This is a genomic window from Enterobacter cloacae complex sp. P13B (assembly GCF_014895915.1).
Lineage (GTDB): Bacteria > Pseudomonadota > Gammaproteobacteria > Enterobacterales > Enterobacteriaceae > Enterobacter > Enterobacter bugandensis.
The window spans coordinates 73,493-93,440 of sequence record NZ_JADBQN010000010.1 but is presented as its reverse complement, the minus strand read 5'-3'; the positions used below and the strand labels follow the sequence as shown (position 1 = coordinate 93,440).

Below are 19,948 nucleotides of genomic sequence, written 5' to 3'. Positions count from 1 at the left end.
GAAATGCCTTCCATGGTAAAACGGGAGCACTCCGGCTCCCGTTAACACATAATATTTATCGTATTTAATCGAACCAAATTTAGTATAGGCCTCAAAATTTGGTGATTCAATAGAAAATTCTTAGCAACCTAATCACTGAAAATTAACATAGTTTCTGGCGCGATTAGGCATGCGAGGTTTCTACCTGCGTGCTCTCATCCTGCGCGGAGGCCTGCATGCGATAACCCAACGCCACCAGCGCAACGGTAGCCAGCATCACGCTGGTTGTCGTCAGCAGCGGCGTGGCAATCAGCGCGGAGACCACCAGGCTTGCCAGGAAGCACAGCCCCAGCTGCAGGGTGTTCTGCAGCGCAGCCGCGCGGCCTGTCGCCTGCGGGAACGGACGTAGCGCCTGCGCCACAACGATAGGGTAGATCGCCCCGTTCGCGATGGCCATCACGCAGAATGGAATCAATATTTCGGCCAGACCCGCGCCCGGAATAAAGCCAACGGCCCAGGTGCCAATGACGCTCAGCGCATAGAGCACCAGCAGCCACGGCAACATCTGCTGGCCTTCCCATTTTTGCAGCGCCGCGCGACAGCCGTACCCGCCCACCAGGAACGCGATGGTCTGCGGAACGTAGCTCAGGCCAATGGCCGCAGGGCTATAGCCCATATCGTGCAGAATAAAAGGCGAACCGGTCAGCCACGCGAAGAAGCTCGCCGAGCAGGCGGCATAGATCAGAACGTTGCCGCGATACGCTTTCGCGCTCAGCAGGGAGGTGAAGGTAATCGGCTTCGCGTCTGCGTGCGCCTCTTTTTTATGCGCGGGCCTGAGGGCGAACGCCGGCAGCATCAGCACCAGCGTGATGGCAAACAGCGTGGCAAAGATGGCCTGCCAGTCAAAGTGCGCGAGGAGCCAGCTGCCCAGCAGCGGGGCGAGGGCCGGTGAGAGCCCCACCAGCGGCATGATGGTGGCGAAAATACGGTTAGTGCGGTTCGCGGGGTAGTAGTCGGTGACCAGCGCCTGCCAGGTCACGGCCGCGGCACAGACGCCGACCGCCTGAACAAACCGCAGCACCAGCAGCCAGGTAGCATCGCGCACCCATAGCATCCCCAGGCAGCCCACGGCAAAAATGGCCAGCCCCAGCAGCAGCACCGGTTTACGACCGAAGCGATCCGAGAGCGGTCCCCAGAGCAGCTGTGCGAAAGCAAAACCGGCAAGGAACAGGCTCAGGCTGGCGCTGATGGCCGCGGCAGGAGTTTGCAGGTCTTCCTGCATCGCGGCAAACGCCGGCAGGTACATGTCGGTGGCCAAAAAGCCCAGCACGCTTAAGCCGCCGAGCCAGACTAAAAATCCTTTCCTGGGTTGCATTCTTTTATTCTCCTGAGGAGGCAGGTGTACGTTGGCGCAGAGTGTAGGGAGTGCAAAGCGGCTTGTGAAACGCTAATATTTGGCGGGTGCATTCAAATTTTTTGCAGGCAGAAAATGTGGTCAGATTATTCTCTTGAAGTGGTCGATGCTGTCGCGCGTAACGGCAGCTTTAGCGGAGCGGCGCAGGAGTTGCACCGCGTCCCTTCGGCCATCAGCTATACGGTGCGACAGCTTGAGGAGTGGCTGGCGGTACCGCTGTTTGAACGGCGGCATCGTGATGTGGAATTAACGCCCGCAGGGGCGTGGTTTTTAAAGGAAGGGCGTTCTGTTATCAAAAAAATGCAGATCACCCGCGAGCAGTGCCAGCAGATCGCGAACGGCTGGCGGGGGCACCTTTCCATTGCCGTGGATAACATCGTTAAGCCCGAGCGCACCCGGCAGATGATTGTCGATTTTTATCGGCATTTCTCAGACGTAGAACTGCGGGTCTCGCAGGAGGTGTTCAACGGCGTCTGGGATGCGCTGGCGGACGGCAGGGTAGAGATGGCGATTGGCGCAACCCAGGCGATCCCGGTCGGGGGACGTTACGCCTTCCGCGATATGGGGATGCTGAGCTGGAAATGCGTGGTGGCAAGCGATCATCCCCTGGCGGCGACGGAAGGGCCGCTGAGCGACGATACGCTGCGCAGTTGGCCGTCGCTGGTGCTGGAAGATACCTCCCGCTCGCTGCCGAAGCGAATTACCTGGCTGCTGGACAACCAGCGGCGAGTTGTCGCCCCCGACTGGGGATCATCGGCGACGTGCCTCAGTGCCGGGCTCTGCGTAGGCATGGTGCCCGCCCATTTTGCACGTCCGCGAATCGACACCGGTGAGTGGGTTGAGCTAACGCTGGAGAATCCGTTCCCGGATGCGGCCTGCTGCCTCACCTGGCAACAAAATGATGTCTCGCCGGCGATGGCCTGGCTGCTGGACTATCTGGGGGACAGCGAAACGCTTAACCGGGAGTGGCTGCGGGAGCCAGACTGACTGGCTCCGCAATGAAATTAACGACGGTAGTCGCGGAACGGGCCATCCGCAACGGAACGGCGTTCGATGAGGCGAGGGTGAACTTCAATGGACTGCGACTCTTCACGCTTGTTGACGATCCTGTCCAGCAGCATATTGAAGGCGGTTTCACCCAGCGAATCTTTCGGCTGGTGAATGGTGGTCAACGCTGGCGTGAAGAAGCGCGCGTTGCGCACGTTGTCATACCCGATCACGGAGATGTCCTGCGGTACGCGCAGACCCAGCTCGTCGGCCGCACAGAGGGCGCCCATCGCCATGATATCGCCCCCGCAGAAAACGGCGGTTGGACGGTGCGGCTGGGAGACGATCTGCTGCATCGCGCGGTAGCCTGATTCCGGCTCAAAGTCGCCCTGCACGATCCAGTTTTCCGGCACGGTGATTAGCGCTTCTTCCATCGCTTTCATAAAACCAGCCAGGCGGCCCGCGCCGGTGTTGCGTTCCAGCGGGCCCGGGATCACGCCAATCTCGCGGTGGCCGCGTTCGATCAGATAACGGCCCGCCATGTAACCGCCTTCGAAGGCGTTATCGATAACGGAGTCGGTGAAGTCGGCGCGCGCTTCGCCCCAGTCCATCACCACCATAGGGATATGGCGATACTCTTCCAGCATCGACAGCACGGATTCCGGGTACTCTGAACACATCACCAGCAGGCCGTCCACGCGCTTTTGCGCCATCATCGACAGGTAGGCGCGCTGTTTTTCAATGCTGTTCCAGGCGTTGCCGAGAATCAGGGTATAGCCTTTCTGGAAGCAGTTTTTTTCTACCGCTTCAATGATCTCGGCAAAATAGGCCGCTTCGCTGCTGGTCGCCAGCAGACCAATAGACTTGGTGTGATTAACCTTGAGGCTGCGCGCAACCGCGCTCGGCGAGTAGTGCAGCTCTTTGATCGCTGCCCAAACGGCGTTGCGCGTCTCTTCCGCCACAAAACGGGTTTTGTTAATTACATGTGATACGGTTGTAGTGGAAACGTTTGCGCGTTTTGCTACGTCTTTAATTGTTGCCATTAAATGTCACTCCAGACCATATCGTAAGCTCCTGAAAAACTTGAAGGTAAACGTTTGCCTTCTCTCACCCTTATCACGCAATTTTGAATTGCGGCACGCCGGGAAAACGACACGGGACGTCAGGAGGGGGTCAATGGCCGGTACGCTAATAAATTTAGCGTGGAATTTTGGCCTATCTTGATGAAAAGGGGAAGAGGTAAAGTGTTTATCAGCTTAAATCCAGGAAGATTTTTGACGTAAACTGTGCAAAAATGAGCAAGCTCACTTTTCGTGGGGGGATTAAAAGGAGAAAAATTGATGAGTTCCGATCTGAAGTTTTCGCTGTTCACCACCGTTATTGTGCTGGCGCTGATTGTGGCGGCTGGCCTGACGGCTGCGCTGCATTGATTTACGCGGGGGGAGAGCCTTCTCCCTCCCGAACGCTCCGATTGTTACTTCTCTGGCAAAAATCTTTTGCCATTTTGTTAACTTCTCATTTTTTGTGATTGATGTCATGCTTTCCGCTTCTTTGTTCTGTGTCACCACATGACACGGCATCCGGAGTTGACGCATGAAAATCAATTTTCCCCTGCTGGCCCTGGCGATTGGCGCTTTTGGGATTGGCACCACTGAATTCTCCCCGATGGGGTTACTGCCCGTTATCGCCCGGGGCGTGGACGTCTCGATCCCGGCCGCCGGGATGTTAATCAGCGCCTACGCCATCGGCGTGATGGTAGGAGCGCCGCTGATGACGCTTCTGCTTTCGCACCGTGCGCGCCGCAATGCGCTGATTTTCCTGATGGCGATTTTCACCCTGGGCAACGTGCTTTCGGCCATTTCGCCGGATTACACCACTCTGATGCTGTCGCGCATTCTGACCAGCCTCAACCACGGTGCCTTCTTTGGTCTGGGCTCGGTCGTGGCCGCAAGCGTGGTGCCAAAACACAAGCAGGCCAGCGCCGTGGCGACCATGTTTATGGGGCTGACCATCGCTAACATCGGCGGTGTTCCTGCGGCAACCTGGCTGGGCGAGGTCATTGGCTGGCGGATGTCCTTCCTGGCGACGGCCGGACTGGGCGTGGTCTCGATGGTGGCGTTATTCTTCTCCCTGCCAAAAGGCAGTGCGGGTGAACGCCCTGATGTACGCAGAGAGCTGTCGGTGCTGATGCGCCCGCAGGTACTCTCCGCGCTGCTGACCACCGTGCTGGGGGCAGGAGCGATGTTTACCCTCTACACCTATATTTCGCCGGTCTTACACGACATTACCCACGCAACGCCACTCTTTGTTACCGCGATGCTGGTGCTGATTGGCGTCGGCTTCTCGATTGGCAACTATCTCGGCGGGAAATTTGCTGACCGTTCCGTGAGCGGCACGCTGAAGGGCTTTTTAACCCTGCTGATTGTCATTATGGTCGCGATCCCGTGGCTGGCGCAGAATGAATTCGGCGCGGCGATTGCGATGGTTGTCTGGGGCGCTGCCACCTTTGCCGTGGTGCCGCCGCTGCAGATGCGCGTGATGCGTGTCGCCCATGAGGCGCCGGGTCTCTCGTCTTCCGTGAATATCGGGGCGTTCAACCTCGGCAATGCGCTGGGTGCTGCCGCCGGAGGCGCCGTGATTTCAGGCGGTCTTGGGTACAGTTTTGTGCCGGTGATGGGGGCGATTATTGCCGCGCTCGGCCTGCTGCTGGTGATGATGTCCGGCCGTAAACAGCCTGAAGCGGTTTGCACGGCTGAATAAGCAAAAACGCAGAAGGGTTACCCCTTCTGCGTGTCTCTTACGCGGCGAAGTTCTTCGCGACAAAGTCCCAGTTAACCAGAGCCCAGAAGTGCTCCAGGTAGTTCGGGCGCGCATTACGGTAATCAATGTAGTAAGCATGTTCCCACACGTCCACGGTCATCAGCGGCGTAGCGCTGGTGGTCAGCGGGGTGCCCGCGTTAGACGTGGACACGATAGCCAGTTTGCCATCCGCCTCTTTTACCAGCCATGTCCAGCCAGAACCGAAGTTCTTGATGGCGGCATCGGTAAACTTCGCTTTAAACTCTGCAAAGCTGCCAAAGGCGGCGTTGATGGCGGCTGCCAGTTCACCGGCAGGTTCGCCACCGGCATTCGGCGCCAGGCAGTGCCAGTAGAAAGTGTGGTTCCACACCTGAGCCGCGTTGTTAAAAACGCCACCCTCTGAGCTGCGAACGATCTCTTCCAGCGTTTTGCCTTCAAAATCGGTGCCCTTGATGAGGTTGTTCAGGTTAGTGACGTACGTCTGATGATGCTTGCCGTAGTGGTATTCCAGGGTTTCCGCAGAAATGTGCGGTGCCAGGGCGTCTTTTGCATACGGTAGTGCAGGTAATTCGAACGACATTGCTTCTCTCCTTATTGTATTTTGTGTTGCCAATAACCCTACAGACAACAAGGACAGGATAGCAAATTGAAAGAGTATGCAAAAGAGGAACTTACCCTGCCGCAGATGCGGCAGGGCAGGGATTAACGAATGGTTTTTGGCGTCATGACGCGACGCGCGCCGACGTAATGACGTACCCAGTAATCTTCGCTGAGCGAGGTGATCTGAATGTCCTGACCGCTGCGCGGAGACTGGATGAATTTCCCGTTGCCGACGTAGACGCCCACGTGGTCAGCCGTACCGCGACCCTGCGTGCGGAAGAAGACCAGGTCGCCGTTTTCCAGCTCACCCCGGTTAACCGGTGACGCATCGCGCAGGTGATACATCTCATTGGCGGTACGTGGAATACGGAATTTAACCAGATCTTTATAGGCGTAATAGACGAGGCCGCTGCAGTCGAAACCGGTACGCGGCGAACTGCCGCCCCAACGATAAGGTTTGCCAATCTGCCCCATCAGTTTATTCATCGCGGTTTTTTGCGCTTTTTGCACACGCACTTTATGCACATCCGCCAGCTTTGTTACCTTCGTGCATTTTGCTTTATGGCCTTTGCGGGTAATGCATTTTTCTGTAACGAGGTTAGCGGCGGTCTGCGAAGCTTTATTTTTGGCGGTGCGGGTAGTGCGGGAAGATTTTGTTTTCGTCTTGCTGGAAGCGGTTTGTTTAGTCTGAGCGGTAGTTTTTTTCTTGTCGTTCTTGCTGCTGGTTTTTTTCTTACGTTCTGTGGCTTTAACCAGATGGCTTTTTTGTACAGCAGATTGCCGCGCCTGCTGAGAGGCGTTTGCCGCTGGCGTTAACGTGAGTGATGTAAACAGTAAAGCACAGAGCGTGATCGAGATTTTAGTTATCCGCGCCACTGGGCAGTCCCCTGATATATGCAGGTCATCAATAATACCCGCGTGTGATTTACAAAGCCCGTCGATTCTAATCCATAAAAACCCGAGAAGTTAATAGCATTTTTCAATCTAAAAACGTGTTTCGTTAGCAAGTGCAAAAAAATTCATCGTTCTGACGCACAATTGTTCACTCCCTAAGCAAAACCCTGACGGGCGAAGGGGTAAACACCATTTGCAATGCAACTTTTGTGGAGTCGGGGTAAAATATATAAACGTGACGAAAATGTTATTTTCCGATGCCAGCCTGACCCGCTACAATGTCAGACTATTGCCGTAACAGAAGTTAAAGGAAGCAAGACATGAGCACCACTATTGAAAAAATCCAGCGCCAGATCGCTGAAAACCCGATTCTGCTGTATATGAAAGGTTCTCCGAAGCTGCCAAGCTGCGGCTTCTCCGCGCAAGCGGTTCAGGCGCTGTCAGCCTGTGGTGAGCGTTTTGCTTACGTTGATATCCTGCAGAACCCGGACATCCGCGCTGAGCTGCCAAAATACGCTAACTGGCCGACCTTCCCGCAGCTGTGGGTAGACGGCGAGCTGGTGGGCGGCTGCGATATCCTGATTGAGATGTATCAGCGCGGCGAACTGCAGCAGCTGATCAAAGAGACGGCGGCGAAGTACAAAACGGAAGAGCCGGACGCTGAATAATTTTCTGCGTTAATAAAAAAGCGACCTGAAGAGGTCGCTTTTTTTTATTCTTCACTGTCGCCCATCGGCAGCGGCCAGCCGCCCAGACGCTTCCAGCGGTTGACGATCTCACAGAACAGCTCTGCGGTGCGCTCCGTATCATATAAGGCGGAGTGCGCCTGGGTACCGTCAAACGGTATACCCGCCGTAATGCAGGCTTTGGATAAAACCGTTTGTCCCAGCGCCAGGCCGCTTAGCGCGGCGGTGTCGAAGGTCACGAACGGGTGGAAAGGGTTGCGTTTGAGCGACGCGCGTTCGGCTGCGGCCATGGTAAAGCTGTGATCGAAGGTGGCGTTATGGGCTACCATGATGGCGCGGCTGCAGTTGCTCTCTTTCATGCCTTTACGCACCATTTTAAATATGGCGTGCAGCGCATCATATTCACTGACTGCACCACGCAGCGGGTTATGCGGATCGATACCGTTAAACGCCAGCGCCTCCGGCTGTAAGTTTGCCCCTTCGAAAGGTTCAATGTGGAAATGCAGCGTGGTGTCCGGTGTAAGCCAGCCCTGTTCATCCATCTTCAGCGTGATGGCGGCAATTTCGAGCAGCGCATCGGTTTTAGCGTTAAATCCGGCTGTTTCTACATCAATGACAACGGGATAAAAACCACGAAAACGGTCGCACAGACCGCTAAATTGAGCGTTATCGGACATCAGGGTCTCTTACAAGGGGAAAAAGCAGTGCGCATTATGGCAAATTTTGCAGGGTGATGCAGTAAAACTACGGGCGCATGTTGCGCCCTGAGGGATCAGTTGCCCAGACCGCGACCCGCGTCTTTGGCTTCAATCAGCTCGATCTTGTAACCGTCCGGATCTTCTACAAAGGCAATAACGGTGGTGCCGCCTTTTACCGGGCCGGCTTCGCGCGTGACGTTACCGCCGTTGCTGCGAATGCGTTCACACGCCTCGGCCGCGTTATCCACTTCCAGCGCGATATGGCCGTAGGCGGTGCCCAGCTCATAGCTGTCCACGCCCCAGTTGTAGGTCAGTTCAATGACCGCTTCATCCGTTTCCGGGCCGTAACCCACGAACGCCAGCGAGTATTTATATTCCGGGTTTTCGCTGGTGCGCAGCAGCTTCATGCCCAGGACGTTAGTGTAGAAATCGATAGAACGTTGCAGATCGCCAACGCGCAGCATGGTGTGAAGTAGGCGCATAATTTCCTCATTAACCAATGGAATAGACTATTTTTTTGAACAGAAACGATGTTTTAGTATAGCGGCGAAGTGTCGCCGCTATCAATGAACAATGGCGAGATTACAGTGAAGGGTAGTCGGTGTAGCCTTCCGCGCCGCCGCCGTAGAAGCTCTCAGGACGCTGCGGGTTCAGGGCCGCTTTCTGCTGCAGTCGAGCAACCAGATCCGGGTTGGCAATATAGTCGCGGCCAAACGCCACGGCGTCGATCAGCCCTTTATTAATCAGATCTTCGGCTTTCTCAGGGGTATAAGCACCCGCACCGATGATCACCCCGTGGAAGCGCTCGCGCACTTTCTGACGGAAGGCTTCCGTATAAGGCTTACCGCCGGCCCAGTCCGGCTCGGACATGTGCAGATAGGCAATGCCGCGTTTCGCCAGCTCTTCAATCAGATACAGCGCGTCCGCTTCTTCATTCGGACCGTTGTCGACGTTCTGGAACGTACCGATTGGGGAGACGCGGATACCGATACGATCCGGGCTCCACTCCTGACAAACGGCGTCAACCACTTCCAGCACCAGGCGGGCGCGGTTTTCGACGCTGCCGCCGTACTGGTCAGTACGATGGTTAGACGACGGTGACAGGAACTGGTGCAGCAGGTAACCGTGCGCGGAGTGCAGCTCAACCAGGTCAAAACCGGCTTCACGGGCGTTGGCCACGGCCTGACGGAAATCGTTCACGATACCCGGGATCTCATCCAGCTCCAGCGCGCGTGGCGTAGAGGTGTCGACACGGATCGCGTTGCCGTTTTCATCGCGCAGGGAGGTGCGGGTGTTCGCGTTCAGGGCAGACGCTGAAACCGGCGCCTGACCGCCAGGCTGAATGCTGCTGTGGGAGATACGACCGGTATGCCACAGCTGGACCGCAATGCGACCGTCTTCAGCGTGAACGCCCGCGGTGATTTTCTGCCATGCGGCGATCTGCTCCGGGCTGTGCAGCCCCGGCGCACCCGCATATCCCTTGGCCTGAGCAGAAATCTGCGTGGCTTCAGTGATGATCAGGCCAGAGCTGGCACGCTGACGATAGTATTCACCCATCAGTGGGGTTGGGATATCACCCGGCTCAATGCTGCGCAGACGGGTAAGCGGAGCCATAAACACGCGGTTTGGCGCGGTGACGGCACCCACTTTTAAGGGGGTAAATAATTTTTCAGCTGACATAACGACTCCTGAGTAGACCAGTCGACTAGTAATAACGTAAATAAAAACGCCTGCTAAGCGCCAGGCGCAGTAATCGTACTTATCACATGTGCCAGCGCGCTTTCGAGCGGCACGGCACTGCGAGAAATTTTAGCCTGCAGGTTGGCGCCTAACCAGAGGGAGTAGAGCACCTGAGCCTGCGTTAAGGGATCCCCGGGGAAGGCGAGCGTATTTTCTTCGCGCCCCTTCGCCAGCGCCTGCGCCAGCAGGGCGATAACGCCGCTGGCGCCTTTATCCATTGCAGTGCGCATATCTTCTGAGAGATCGCACACTTCGGCAGAGAGTTTAACCGTCAGGCATCCGCTGATAATGCCCTGCTGACAGAACTGGTTCAGCGTTTCCTGGTAGTAGTTCAGAACACGATCCCGATAGTTACCTTCCCCCGTGGCGAAGTGGGTCGCGAGGCGCTGGTGGTAAGCAGTATAGTGCCGCTCCAGCATCGCCACGCCAAAGGCCTCTTTGGACCGAAAGTAGTGATAGAACGACCCTTTCGGTACCTCAGCGGTTTTTAATAGCTCGCTCAACCCCATACCGGTGAAGCCGCGGTGCATGCACAGCCGCTCGCCGGTCGCCAGGAGATGTTCGCGCGTGTCGTGTTCAGTATTTCTGCTCATGGATTCACTCTAATAGACCGTTCGGTCTAATGCAAGCGCTATTACCTGCGACACGCATTCAGAATGTCCAACTGTTGCTGATAAACGCTTGATTTAACGTCCATCATGCCCAGCACCGTCGAGAATAAATTGTCCTGCGAAACCGCATTTTTTGCTGCGTGGTCGCGTAAACACTGCGCGTTGATGCCAAAGTTTTTCGCATAGTCCGGGGACAGCCAGAACATAAACGGAATGTGCGTCTGCTGCTCCGGCGCCAGCATGTACGGCGTGCCGTGCAGATAAATACCGCTTTCACCGAGCGATTCCCCGTGATCCGAGAGATAAATCAGCGCGGTGTTCATGTTCGCCTGACGGGCTTTCAGCGCATCAATGGTTTTGCTGACCATGCTGTCGGTATACAGGATGGTATTGTCATAGGTGTTCATCAGCGCCTGATGGTCGCAATCCTGAATTTCGTTGGTGTCGCAGGTGGGGGTAAATTTACGGAAATTATCCGGGTAACGGCGATAGTACGCCGGGCCGTGGCTGCCCATCAGGTGGATAACCAGCACCGTGTCCTGCTTCAGACCGTCCAGCACGTTGTCCAGGCGGTAGAAATTCACGTCATCAATACAGGACTGGTCTTTGCAGAACTGATCCAGCTTCCACTGCGTCATGTCGGTATGGGGAATACGATCGCAGGCACCTTTACAGCCACCGTCGTTGTCGCGCCACAGGAGGTTGATACCCGCATGGTTGAGCACGTCGAGCAGCCCTTCCTGATGGTGCGCCAGGTCGGCATCGTATTTGCTGCGCGTCATACCGGAAAACATGCACGGAACGGATACGGCGGTTTCAGTGCCGCACGAGGAGGCCTGCGGGAAGTTAATCACATCCTGCTTTTTCAGCTCGGGGTTGGTTTCACGCCCGTAGCCATTGAGGGAGTAGTTCGCCGCGCGCGACGCTTCGCCGATGACCAGCACCAGAACGGTTTTCTTCTGCTGACCCGTAATCAGCGCGCCTTTGTGCGCATCTTCGCCAATCCGCACCAGCGTTTGATCGCCGGCAAACCAGCGCATCTTGCTGTATTTCACCACGGCGCTGACGTAGTTCGCCGGAGTGACCATTTTGACGATGCTTTTGTTATTGCGGAACAGCGACGCGTAATCTTTATAAAACACCGCGGCGATAAGAATAATCACCAGCAGGGCACCGAGCATCGCGGCAACACGCGTCAGCAGGGCGTACCACCATTTGCCGGTACGAATGCGGGTCAGCGCCAGCACCAGGGATGGAACAAGACCGGCTATGACAATCCACAGAATCATCTGCGGGGTCACCAGCGCGGTGGCTTCCTGGGAGTTAGTTTCGAACACGTTCACAATCATGTTCTGATCGATCACCGCGCCGTAGGTATACATAAAGTAAGTTGCCGCAGCGCACCCGACAGTTAAGACGATCATCAGCGGCTTACGGATATACGGGATATTGAGCAGGCTAAATACAATGACCCAGCCACAAAACAGCACCACCGGTACGGATGCGGCGAAGAGAATATCGTGCAGATGCGCAGGGGCAATAATGGCCCAGCTGCGCTGGATAAACAGCCCGTTGAGCAGAGTAAAAAAGAGTGCACAGCCCAGAGTAAATTTTATGTCGTTACATTGTAACTTTTTACTTAACCACATCGATCGGTAAACCTGTCATTGTCATGATGTGGCGAGTATAGAGAGGGAAGATTAGTGAAACCTTAATGCCACAAAACTGTGGTAAAGCCCTTGCACGCGGCGCTTTTAGCGTCTTCACTGTAGGTGAGAGAGGTTAACCGGAGGTGAGTGTGGCAGAGCAACTGGAGTTTTTCCCCATCCAGAGCCCGTGCCGGGGGATTTGTCAGTCAGATGAACGCGGTTATTGCCGCGGGTGCATGCGTACCCGTGACGAGCGTTTTAACTGGCAAAACTTCAGCGACACGCAAAAGCAGGATGTGCTGCGCCTCTGCAGACAGCGACTTCTGCGCAAAATCCGCGCAAACAAAGCCTCTGAAACCGAAGAACCCCAGCAACCTTCACTGTTTTAATGCGGTAATTGCGTATACTCATGACATCACGTCCTTGAGGAAAATGTTATGGTTCAGCGTATTACCCTTGCCCCCCAGGGGCCAGAATTCTCCCGTTTTGTGATGGGCTACTGGCGCCTGATGGACTGGAATATGTCCCCCCTCCAGCTGGCAAGCTTTATTGAAGAGCATATCGATATAGGGGTAACAACCGTCGATCATGCGGATATTTACGGTGGCTATCAGTGTGAAGCCGCCTTTGGCGAGGCGCTCAAGCTGGTTCCGGCACTCCGGGAGCGCATGGAGATCGTTACTAAATGCGGTATTGCCACCACGGCCAAACCGGAGCATACCCTCGGCCACTACATCACCGACAGCGCCCATATCATCAAGAGCGCCGAGCAGTCGCTGGTCAATCTGGCAACCGATCGTATCGACCTGCTGCTGATTCACCGTCCGGACCCGCTGATGGATGCCGACGAGGTGGCGGAAGCCTTCCTGAGCCTGCATCAGAGCGGGAAGGTGCGTCACTTCGGCGTCTCCAACTTTACCCCGGCCCAGTTTGCGCTGCTTCAGTCTCGTCTGCCGTTTACGCTCGCCACTAACCAGGTTGAGATCTCCCCGGTGCATCAGCCGCTGCTGCTGGATGGCACGCTCGACCAGCTGCAGCAACTGCGCATCCGCCCGATGGCCTGGTCATGCCTCGGCGGTGGACGCCTGTTTAATGATGATGCGTTCCAGCCGCTGCGCAATGAGCTGGAAACCATCGCCCGCGAGCTGAATGCCCAGAGCATAGAGCAGGTGGTTTACGCCTGGATCCTGCGTCTGCCGTCAAAACCGCTGCCGATTATTGGCTCAGGGAAAATTGAACGCGTCCGTTCCGCGCTGGCCGCCGAAGAGCTGCAGATGACCCGCCAGCAGTGGTTCCGCATCCGCAAGGCCGCGCTGGGTTACGACGTGCCTTAAACCGCAAGAAGGTGACTTTCCGGTGAAATCTGTGCCCCTGGTATACACTTAAGGGGCAAAAAATAACCAGTGGAGGTCATATGAAGCGTTTTACTCTGGCATTGGTCACGCTGGTTGTTTGCGCAGGGGCGCAGGCAGCCAGCGACGAAGTAGAAATGAATCTCGTCACCTCACAGGGTGTGGGTCAGTCCATCGGGACGGTGAAAATCACCGAGACCGATAAAGGGCTGGAATTCGCACCCGATCTTAAAGCACTCCCGCCGGGCGAACACGGCTTCCATGTTCATGCCAAAGGGAGCTGTCAGCCAGCCATGAAAGAGGGTAAACCGTCGGCAGCGGAAGCAGCAGGGGGCCACCTTGACCCGCAGAATTCAGGTAAACATGAAGGGCCTGATGGTATGGGACACCTGGGCGACTTGCCGGTGCTGGTGGTAAACAATGACGGTAAAGCCACGGATCCGGTCGTGGCCCCGCGGCTGAAAAAGCTGGATGAGGTCAAAGGCAAAGCGCTGATGATCCATGTGGGCGGCGATAACATGTCCGATCAGCCTAAACCGCTTGGCGGCGGCGGGGCGCGCTATGCCTGCGGCGTAATCTGATCCCCAATGGTTCCCGGCGGGGGCGCCTGTTCCAGCTGCGACAGCGAGCAGTGCAGGCGCCAGATTATCGAGGCCAAATCGCGGGCGGCGGGAAGATGATGCTGGACAAGGGTGTCGCAGATCCGCTGCAGTTCAGCCAGCGTGGCCTCCAGAGGCCGCTGCTGAACGCCGCGCTCGCTCATCACATCGCGTAGCAGAGAGATGCACACATCACGCACCTGCGACAGCGGATCGGAGCGCGTTTCCCATGCGCGAAGCTGCCAGACCACGTGCGAGCAGTTCAACAGCACCACCCCCCAGCGCAGCAGCCAGCGTCGGGACAGCGCGTCCTGGCTGTTATTTAACTGGCTGACGTGGTGATAAACCAGCGATTCATACTCGCTTTCTTGCAGATGCGGCTTGCGGCTGAGCTGGTCGACAAACCCTCTGCGCAATTCACGGATATGTCGACGGCTTTTGCGTGCGTCAGAGCCGGGACGCAACACCGCGAAGGCCAGCCACGCCAGCCCGACACCAAGAATCTTTGCCAGGTTGTCATTCAGAAAAGCGGCGTAATCATACACCGGCGGATTCGTCACGGAGATAAACGAGCCCATAAAGACAATCAGCTGCCCCCACAGACCCGCCAGTTTCGGCATTTGCAGCTTAAGGAGCTGCATCGTAGTTAACAGCGGAAACAGGAATAGCAGAAACTGCCAGAGATCGCTTATCTGCACCATCAGGCCAAACTTCACCACAAAACTGAACAGTGATAGCAAAACAAGTGTTCGCAGCAGCAGCGTAAGCGAATTAAACGGCGAGGCCGCGACGGAGTAAAGCACGCAGCTGATAGCGGCAAGCGTTAACGCCGCCGAGCCTGACTCCCACTGCGTGGTAATGCTCCACGCCCCCACCAGCATCAGTGCGCTGAAGGTGCGAAAACCGCTCCACAGCGCTTCCAGATAATCGGTGTGACGTGCGAGAGCCGGGCTGCCGGGAACGGCGAACTCCGTGACCGGGGTAGCATTCTCTACCGCCTTAATCCAGCGGCTGCTGCGCAGGTATAGCCGACAAAAGTAATTCAGCCGCTGCCAGAAGGCGCGATGGCGATAATCAAACTCATCCACCGGAGCGAGCGGGGCGATGATCTTCGCGACGGTATAGATGTCCGCATCCGGTCGCGCGAGCGCCGCGAGCAGGGTTTCGATTACCGCGCGGGTGTTTTCTGGCGGTGTCGGCCAGTTGAGCAGCATTCGGCGCAGACTGGAGATAGCGCTGGTCATGCGCAGCTGCTGGTGCAGCAAATAGTTAAGCAGCGTGTTCTGACGGCGAAAACGGTAATGGCTCCAGAACGCCTGAATTCGCAACAGATTCATGGTCAGGATCTGCCCGATAACCTTTTCATGCGCGAGGCGGATGTCATCGCTGGTATCCGGTTGCCACAGCAGGCTCGCATGTTCCAGCAGCCGGGTATGCATGGTTTTCAGCGCAGTGATAAGCGCAGTGCCGTCAGAGGTGCTGGGCAGGATCATCATCATAAATCCGCCGCAGAGGATCCCGACAATGACTTCGCAGACGCGCGCCTGTGCGATATCCCATAGCTCGGTGGTGTCGAGCACGTTGACGACCGGGAAGGCGATAATGGCGGCGGTATAGCCCGCCAGCTGGAAAGCATAGGCCACGTTATTGGTGAAATGGGCGCAGGCCCAGGTACAGCAACCCAGCCATGCCGCCATGCTCAGCAGGAACAGCCATGGATCGTTCAGCGTGTGGCCCGCGATAATTAACGCCGCGGTGGCGCCCAGCAGGCTACCTGCGATACGGCCAAGGCTTTTGCTGATCACCCCGCCAACGGTGGGGAAGCTTACCACCGCCGCGGAGGTCATCGCCCAGTAGGGTTCATCCAGGTTCAGATAATAGGCAACAGTCAGCGCCAGGCACATGGCAATGCCGTTACGCAGCGCGTAGCGCCACTGGGGGCGCGTCGCTTTCATCCACGGCGTGTTTTGCCAGGAGAGCGCCTGCAGCTTCATTAACGGGTTCCGATAGAGACAGTGCAGGTGGTGCCGGAAACCAGCGTGATGTCCTCGGGTAAACGGTCAAACTCCACGCGCACAGGCACGCGTTGAGCCAGGCGCACCCACGGTACGTTCGGCTTGATGTCCGGCACCAGCCCGGAATCCGTTTCAACGCTTTGATCGTAAATGGCGCGGCCAATGCTGGAAACGTGACCCTGTAACTTTTGCGGGCCACTATACAGCGTTATGGCGGCGGGTGCGCCTTCATGTATATGACGAAGCTTGGTCTCCTCGAAATAGCCCACTACGTAGAACGAGTGGCTGTCGACGAGAGCAAAAACCGGCTGACCGGCGGTGGCATAATTTCCCACCCGGGCGGAGAGGTTGGTCACCCATCCGTCGACGGGGGCGGTGACCACGGTTTGGGTTAATTCCCACTGCGCCTGCTTCAGCGTGGCCTCAGCCACGTTGACGCTCGCCTGCATGGCCTTGACGTTGATATTGGCGGTATCTAAATCTTCCGCGGAGATGTAGTTTTTCGACAGGTGACGGCGGCGATTGGCCTCATTATTGGCCTTTGCAAGGTCAGACTGGGCTTTTGCCAGCTGCGCCTGGGCGTTCAGAATTGCAATGTGATACGGGGTGTCGTCGATGCGGAATAACACCTCTCCCTTTTTAACGTACTGGTTATCCTTAACCAGCAGTGTTGTGATACTTCCCGAGACCTGGGGGGTGATGCTGACCTGCTCAGCGCGAACTTTGCCGTCACGGGTCCAGGGGGACTGCATATAATAATTCCACAACCACCATCCGGCAGCCAGGGCGAGGACAAGAACGAACAGGGTGGAAAAGTACTTCAGCGTTTTCAGAGGCATATTCACCACACGATCAGAACAGCAAGGCCCAGGCATACGGAGAGGGCAAACAGGGAGAGATCCATCAGCATGGGGTGCCAGATTTCGCCGGAGTACATCCAGTCGCGAAGCAGGCGATGCGCGATGAGCCAGAGAACAAAGCCCACCAGCACGGCTTTAAACAGGGGAGGAAAGTAGACTGACGCACCGAAGATCAGGTCCTGAAGGGGTAAACCTTCTGAGCGATGAAAAAAGATCACAGGCAGAAATCCTTTGCAGTGAACAGAATGCCGCGTTGGCTTGTCTGAGTATGAAGAAGCATCATAATTCAGTGTAAGTCATACTTTTGAGTCCGATGAATGCAGTATTGCATTTGTTTTGCCAATACAAATGCTGCACACTATTCTAAAATCAGTATAATAACTTAGCAAGCTAATTATAAGGAGATGAAATTGGAATCGCCATTAGGTTCTGATCTGGCAAGGTTGGTACGCGTCTGGCGTGCTCTGATTGACCATCGCCTGAAACCTCTGGAACTGACGCAGACGCATTGGGTCACGTTGCACAACATTCATCAGCTGCCGCCCGACCAGTCGCAAATTCAACTGGCTAAAGCGATAGGCATTGAGCAACCGTCGCTGGTGCGCACGCTTGACCAACTGGAAGAGAAGGGACTGATCTCCCGGCAAACCTGCGCCAGCGATCGTCGCGCCAAGCGCATTAAGCTGACGGAGAAAGCGGCGCCTATCATCACTGAAATGGAAGCGGTGATCACCAAAACGCGCGGCGAAATCCTTTCAGGCGTTTCACCGACGGAGCTGGAAATGCTCATCAGCCTCATTGCGCGCCTTGAGCAAAACATTCACGAGCTACAGTCTCGCGACTGACCAGACAACACGGCCTTGCATCTGCAAGGCCTTGTTTTTACTTAAAGACAACGACGCGGTTACGGCCCGTCTCTTTCGCTTCATACATCGCCTTATCGGCACTTTCCACGCACGCTTCTGCGCTTACCGACGAAGAGGTTGCCGTAAACACACCCATGCTGATGGTAATCGGCTCTGGTAACTGACCCTCGCTGCTAATTTTATCAAAACCGCTTAGCTTCAACCGAATGCGCTCTGCCACCTGATATGCGTCTTCTGCGGAGGTGTTTGCTAGCATCAGGACAAACTCTTCGCCGCCGATTCGCGCTGCGATATCCTGCGGACGTACGGAGTCCATCAGCAGATTGGCGACAAACTGCAGGACTTTATCTCCCTGCAGGTGACCGTAGTTGTCGTTGATACGCTTGAAACGATCGAGATCGCTGACGATAACCGAAACCGGGCGGCTGGGTTTGGCGATGCCCAGCGCCTGGTTTAACGATTCATAAAAATAGCTGCGGTTATAAAGGCGCGTGAGCGGATCGCGAATCGAATTTTGATACGACTGCTGATACTTCAAATGGGAGTCACGATACAACCTGAAGACATCATAGAGCAGCACAAAAATAATAATCAGCGTCGCGACGGTTTCAAATAATCGGGCGCGATACCAGGATATATCTTCTGCATGTCCGCCTACAAACAGCATAGAGAGCGTGACGACATAGCAGACACACAGAAAATTACCGCCTACCCAGAACAGATTACGCACGCGCGTAATAAACATCAGCGTGGCTAGTGTCACGACCCAGAGAACGATTAATGAAATATTAATGCTGTGGCTCCAGAGAACCATAAACTGCCGCGTTTCATTATCAACCAGATCGAGGGATAAAAACGGGGAATGGCTGGAATACATCCAGGCCAGAATCACCATACATGCGGTAAAAAGAAATGAACCGCTAACGATGATGATATGCGCCAACCGTGAAAGGGGCAGATTGCGCGTGGGATAAAGTAATGCCGAAACGATCATCAGCACCGCCATTAAGAGGTGGCGGAACATATAGTAGATCATCGCATCGTTGTAGTTCACAACGTTGAATTGATAGAGATCCAGCCACGCCGGAAAGCTGGTCAATGTGCCGACCATCAGCAAGGCCGAACCGGCAAAGGCAAATGAGATGGCAATCAGATAGAGCCGCCGCTTATCACACCAGTATTTCATTGCCATAAAACAGGCAATAAACAGGTGAAACACGAGTAAAAAAATGGTGAGTGTGGGGAACAAAAGAGGCGAAAAGGACGGAACCCAGTCAACCAGTTTTGAAAATAAAACCTGTAATATTCCGATGACGACAAAGCAACCGAAACAGAACGAGATATAACGACCTTTTACAGAACGACTATTCGCAAGCATATAAAGTTTTACAAATTAAAATAATTATGAAGAGATGATTGCGAAGAGTTTAATCAATTAGCACGCTAAATACTTTGCGCAGAAACAATATATGGCGCGTTTAATAATGCGTGGGATGAATGTATTCTGTAAATATATTTGTGAGGGTGATATATATTGTAAATGGATGTGGCCTGATGACCACATCCATTTTAATTAACGCGGAGAAACGGTAACCTGGCTGCCGTTGCTCGCCAGCACGACGCGTTGACCCGCAGAGAAGCGGGTGTTGCCCTGTTTCTGAACAACCATAATGGTGCTGCCGTCGTCTTTACGAATTTCCAGCTCTACGCCCTGGGTTTTGTTCATCGCGCCCTGTACGCCCTGACCCGCGACACCACCCGCTACAGCGCCCGCTGCGGTTGCCAGAGAACGGCCCGTGCCGCCGCCAACGGTATTACCCAGGAAACCACCCAGTACAGCACCGCCGATTGCGCCCATCACGTTGTTTTCATCACCACCCTGAATTTGTACAGGACGGGCGTTAACAACGGTACCGTAAGTCACGCTCTGAACCTGTTTTGCTTCAGAAGCGCTGTAAACGTCGCCAGACAGCGAGCTGTCGTTCACACAGCCAGCGAGGGTTAAACCAATCAGCGAAACGCCCAGTACACGTACAATCATTTGAATCTCCTGTTCACCAAAAACGCCCATCTGGAGGCATCCGTTATGGCTAAATTATATGGCATAAAGAGCCATAGTTCATATCTTTGCACTAACAATAAGAAAATTGTACTTGAATTTGACTTAACGAGACATAAACAGGAGCCACTCGCCATACC

Annotated in this window: 22 protein-coding genes; 8 read left to right on the top strand and 14 right to left on the bottom strand. The window is 55.3% G+C overall.

All coding sequences use genetic code 11. The features are described 5' to 3' along the window. Nucleotides 1–163: 163 nt before the first annotated feature. Nucleotides 164–1,354, bottom strand: a complete 1,191-nt coding sequence (gene punC, locus IM273_RS05815) for a purine nucleoside transporter PunC (RefSeq protein ID WP_193051643.1) — start codon at nt 1,352–1,354, stop codon at nt 164–166. 114 nt (nt 1,355–1,468) lie between these two features. Between punC and punR the strand changes: the two genes are divergently transcribed. Further along, nucleotides 1,469–2,380, top strand: coding sequence for a DNA-binding transcriptional activator PunR (gene punR / locus IM273_RS05810; RefSeq protein ID WP_028012890.1), 912 nt, complete (start codon nt 1,469–1,471; stop codon nt 2,378–2,380). A 17-nt stretch (nt 2,381–2,397) separates the two neighbouring features. Here the strand turns inward: punR and purR are convergent, their stop codons facing one another. After that, the gene (purR, locus tag IM273_RS05805) at nt 2,398–3,423 is read right to left on the bottom strand and encodes an HTH-type transcriptional repressor PurR (RefSeq protein WP_008500597.1); all 1,026 of its coding nucleotides are present in this window, start codon (nt 3,421–3,423) and stop codon (nt 2,398–2,400) included. A gap of 297 nt (nt 3,424–3,720) precedes the next feature. Between purR and IM273_RS05800 the strand changes: the two genes are divergently transcribed. Together IM273_RS05800 and IM273_RS05795 are read left to right on the top strand one after the other, a co-directional pair. Further along, nucleotides 3,721–3,810 carry a YnhF family membrane protein gene (locus tag IM273_RS05800; protein WP_020688313.1) on the top strand — a complete coding sequence of 30 codons (90 nt, stop codon included), beginning with the start codon at nt 3,721–3,723 and terminating at the stop codon, nt 3,808–3,810. 163 nt (nt 3,811–3,973) lie between these two features. Further along, nucleotides 3,974–5,140 carry an MFS transporter gene (locus IM273_RS05795; protein WP_100170409.1) on the top strand — a complete coding sequence of 389 codons (1,167 nt, stop codon included), beginning with the start codon at nt 3,974–3,976 and terminating at the stop codon, nt 5,138–5,140. A 37-nt stretch (nt 5,141–5,177) separates the two neighbouring features. On the opposite strand, the gene sodB is transcribed toward IM273_RS05795, so the two are convergent. Together sodB and IM273_RS05785 are read right to left on the bottom strand one after the other, a co-directional pair. Further along, entirely contained in the window at nt 5,178–5,759 is a 582-nt protein-coding gene (gene sodB / locus IM273_RS05790) for a superoxide dismutase [Fe] (RefSeq protein ID WP_028012892.1), read from the bottom strand. Between the two features lie 122 nt (nt 5,760–5,881). Further along, nucleotides 5,882–6,655 (bottom strand): C40 family peptidase, encoded by a 774-nt coding sequence (locus tag IM273_RS05785; RefSeq protein WP_028012893.1) that lies wholly within the window; start codon nt 6,653–6,655, stop codon nt 5,882–5,884. Between the two features lie 338 nt (nt 6,656–6,993). Here IM273_RS05785 and grxD point away from each other — a divergent pair, with 338 nt between their 5' ends. Beyond that, nucleotides 6,994–7,341 carry a monothiol glutaredoxin 4 gene (gene grxD, locus IM273_RS05780; RefSeq protein WP_003832760.1) on the top strand — a complete coding sequence of 116 codons (348 nt, stop codon included), beginning with the start codon at nt 6,994–6,996 and terminating at the stop codon, nt 7,339–7,341. Between the two features lie 44 nt (nt 7,342–7,385). Here the strand turns inward: grxD and rnt are convergent, their stop codons facing one another. The 5 genes from rnt to eptA all read right to left on the bottom strand — a co-directional run bounded on the left by rnt (nt 7,386) and on the right by eptA (nt 12,057). Next, the gene (gene rnt, locus IM273_RS05775) at nt 7,386–8,036 is read right to left on the bottom strand and encodes a ribonuclease T (protein WP_028012894.1); all 651 of its coding nucleotides are present in this window, start codon (nt 8,034–8,036) and stop codon (nt 7,386–7,388) included. A 95-nt stretch (nt 8,037–8,131) separates the two neighbouring features. Further along, nucleotides 8,132–8,539, bottom strand: coding sequence for a lactoylglutathione lyase (gene gloA / locus IM273_RS05770; RefSeq protein WP_013096923.1), 408 nt, complete (start codon nt 8,537–8,539; stop codon nt 8,132–8,134). Nucleotides 8,540–8,639: 100 nt separating this feature from the next. Then, complete coding sequence (locus tag IM273_RS05765; protein WP_028012895.1) at nt 8,640–9,737, bottom strand: alkene reductase; 1,098 nt, start codon at nt 9,735–9,737, stop codon at nt 8,640–8,642. 53 nt (nt 9,738–9,790) lie between these two features. After that, nucleotides 9,791–10,390, bottom strand: a complete 600-nt coding sequence (locus tag IM273_RS05760) for a TetR/AcrR family transcriptional regulator (RefSeq protein ID WP_059356952.1) — start codon at nt 10,388–10,390, stop codon at nt 9,791–9,793. A 41-nt stretch (nt 10,391–10,431) separates the two neighbouring features. Then, complete coding sequence (eptA, locus tag IM273_RS05755; protein WP_028012897.1) at nt 10,432–12,057, bottom strand: phosphoethanolamine transferase EptA; 1,626 nt, start codon at nt 12,055–12,057, stop codon at nt 10,432–10,434. A 149-nt stretch (nt 12,058–12,206) separates the two neighbouring features. Here eptA and IM273_RS05750 point away from each other — a divergent pair, with 149 nt between their 5' ends. The 3 genes from IM273_RS05750 (at nt 12,207) to sodC (ending at nt 13,990) form a co-directional block, all read left to right on the top strand. Then, nucleotides 12,207–12,446: a DUF1289 domain-containing protein gene (locus tag IM273_RS05750; protein ID WP_028012898.1), complete on the top strand. Its 240-nt coding sequence runs from the start codon at nt 12,207–12,209 to the stop codon at nt 12,444–12,446. Between the two features lie 48 nt (nt 12,447–12,494). Continuing rightward, the gene (locus tag IM273_RS05745) at nt 12,495–13,391 is read left to right on the top strand and encodes an aldo/keto reductase family oxidoreductase (protein WP_193051644.1); all 897 of its coding nucleotides are present in this window, start codon (nt 12,495–12,497) and stop codon (nt 13,389–13,391) included. Between the two features lie 80 nt (nt 13,392–13,471). Beyond that, the gene (gene sodC, locus IM273_RS05740; RefSeq protein ID WP_045630184.1) at nt 13,472–13,990 is read left to right on the top strand and encodes a superoxide dismutase [Cu-Zn] SodC; all 519 of its coding nucleotides are present in this window, start codon (nt 13,472–13,474) and stop codon (nt 13,988–13,990) included. Here sodC and IM273_RS05735 read toward each other — a convergent pair. From IM273_RS05735 to IM273_RS05725, 3 genes are read right to left on the bottom strand one after another with little or no spacing between them, the layout of a single operon-like run. Further along, nucleotides 13,969–16,002 carry an FUSC family protein gene (locus IM273_RS05735; protein WP_193051645.1) on the bottom strand — a complete coding sequence of 678 codons (2,034 nt, stop codon included), beginning with the start codon at nt 16,000–16,002 and terminating at the stop codon, nt 13,969–13,971. The genes sodC and IM273_RS05735 overlap by 22 nt on opposite strands. Further along, the gene (locus tag IM273_RS05730; RefSeq protein WP_049000858.1) at nt 16,002–16,862 is read right to left on the bottom strand and encodes an HlyD family secretion protein; all 861 of its coding nucleotides are present in this window, start codon (nt 16,860–16,862) and stop codon (nt 16,002–16,004) included. Before IM273_RS05730 ends, IM273_RS05735 begins: the two co-directional genes overlap by 1 nt. A gap of 2 nt (nt 16,863–16,864) precedes the next feature. Further along, a complete protein-coding gene (locus IM273_RS05725) occupies nt 16,865–17,101 on the bottom strand; it encodes a DUF1656 domain-containing protein (RefSeq protein ID WP_028012903.1) in 237 nt (78 codons plus the stop codon). A gap of 186 nt (nt 17,102–17,287) precedes the next feature. Here IM273_RS05725 and slyA point away from each other — a divergent pair, with 186 nt between their 5' ends. Next, the gene (gene slyA / locus IM273_RS05720) at nt 17,288–17,728 is read left to right on the top strand and encodes a transcriptional regulator SlyA (RefSeq protein ID WP_028012904.1); all 441 of its coding nucleotides are present in this window, start codon (nt 17,288–17,290) and stop codon (nt 17,726–17,728) included. A gap of 37 nt (nt 17,729–17,765) precedes the next feature. Here slyA and IM273_RS05715 read toward each other — a convergent pair whose 3' ends face one another. Together IM273_RS05715 and slyB are read right to left on the bottom strand one after the other, a co-directional pair. Beyond that, entirely contained in the window at nt 17,766–19,127 is a 1,362-nt protein-coding gene (locus IM273_RS05715) for a GGDEF domain-containing protein (protein WP_193051647.1), read from the bottom strand. Between the two features lie 195 nt (nt 19,128–19,322). After that, entirely contained in the window at nt 19,323–19,790 is a 468-nt protein-coding gene (gene slyB, locus IM273_RS05710; protein WP_028012906.1) for an outer membrane lipoprotein SlyB, read from the bottom strand. Between the last annotated feature and the right edge of the window lie 158 nt (nt 19,791–19,948).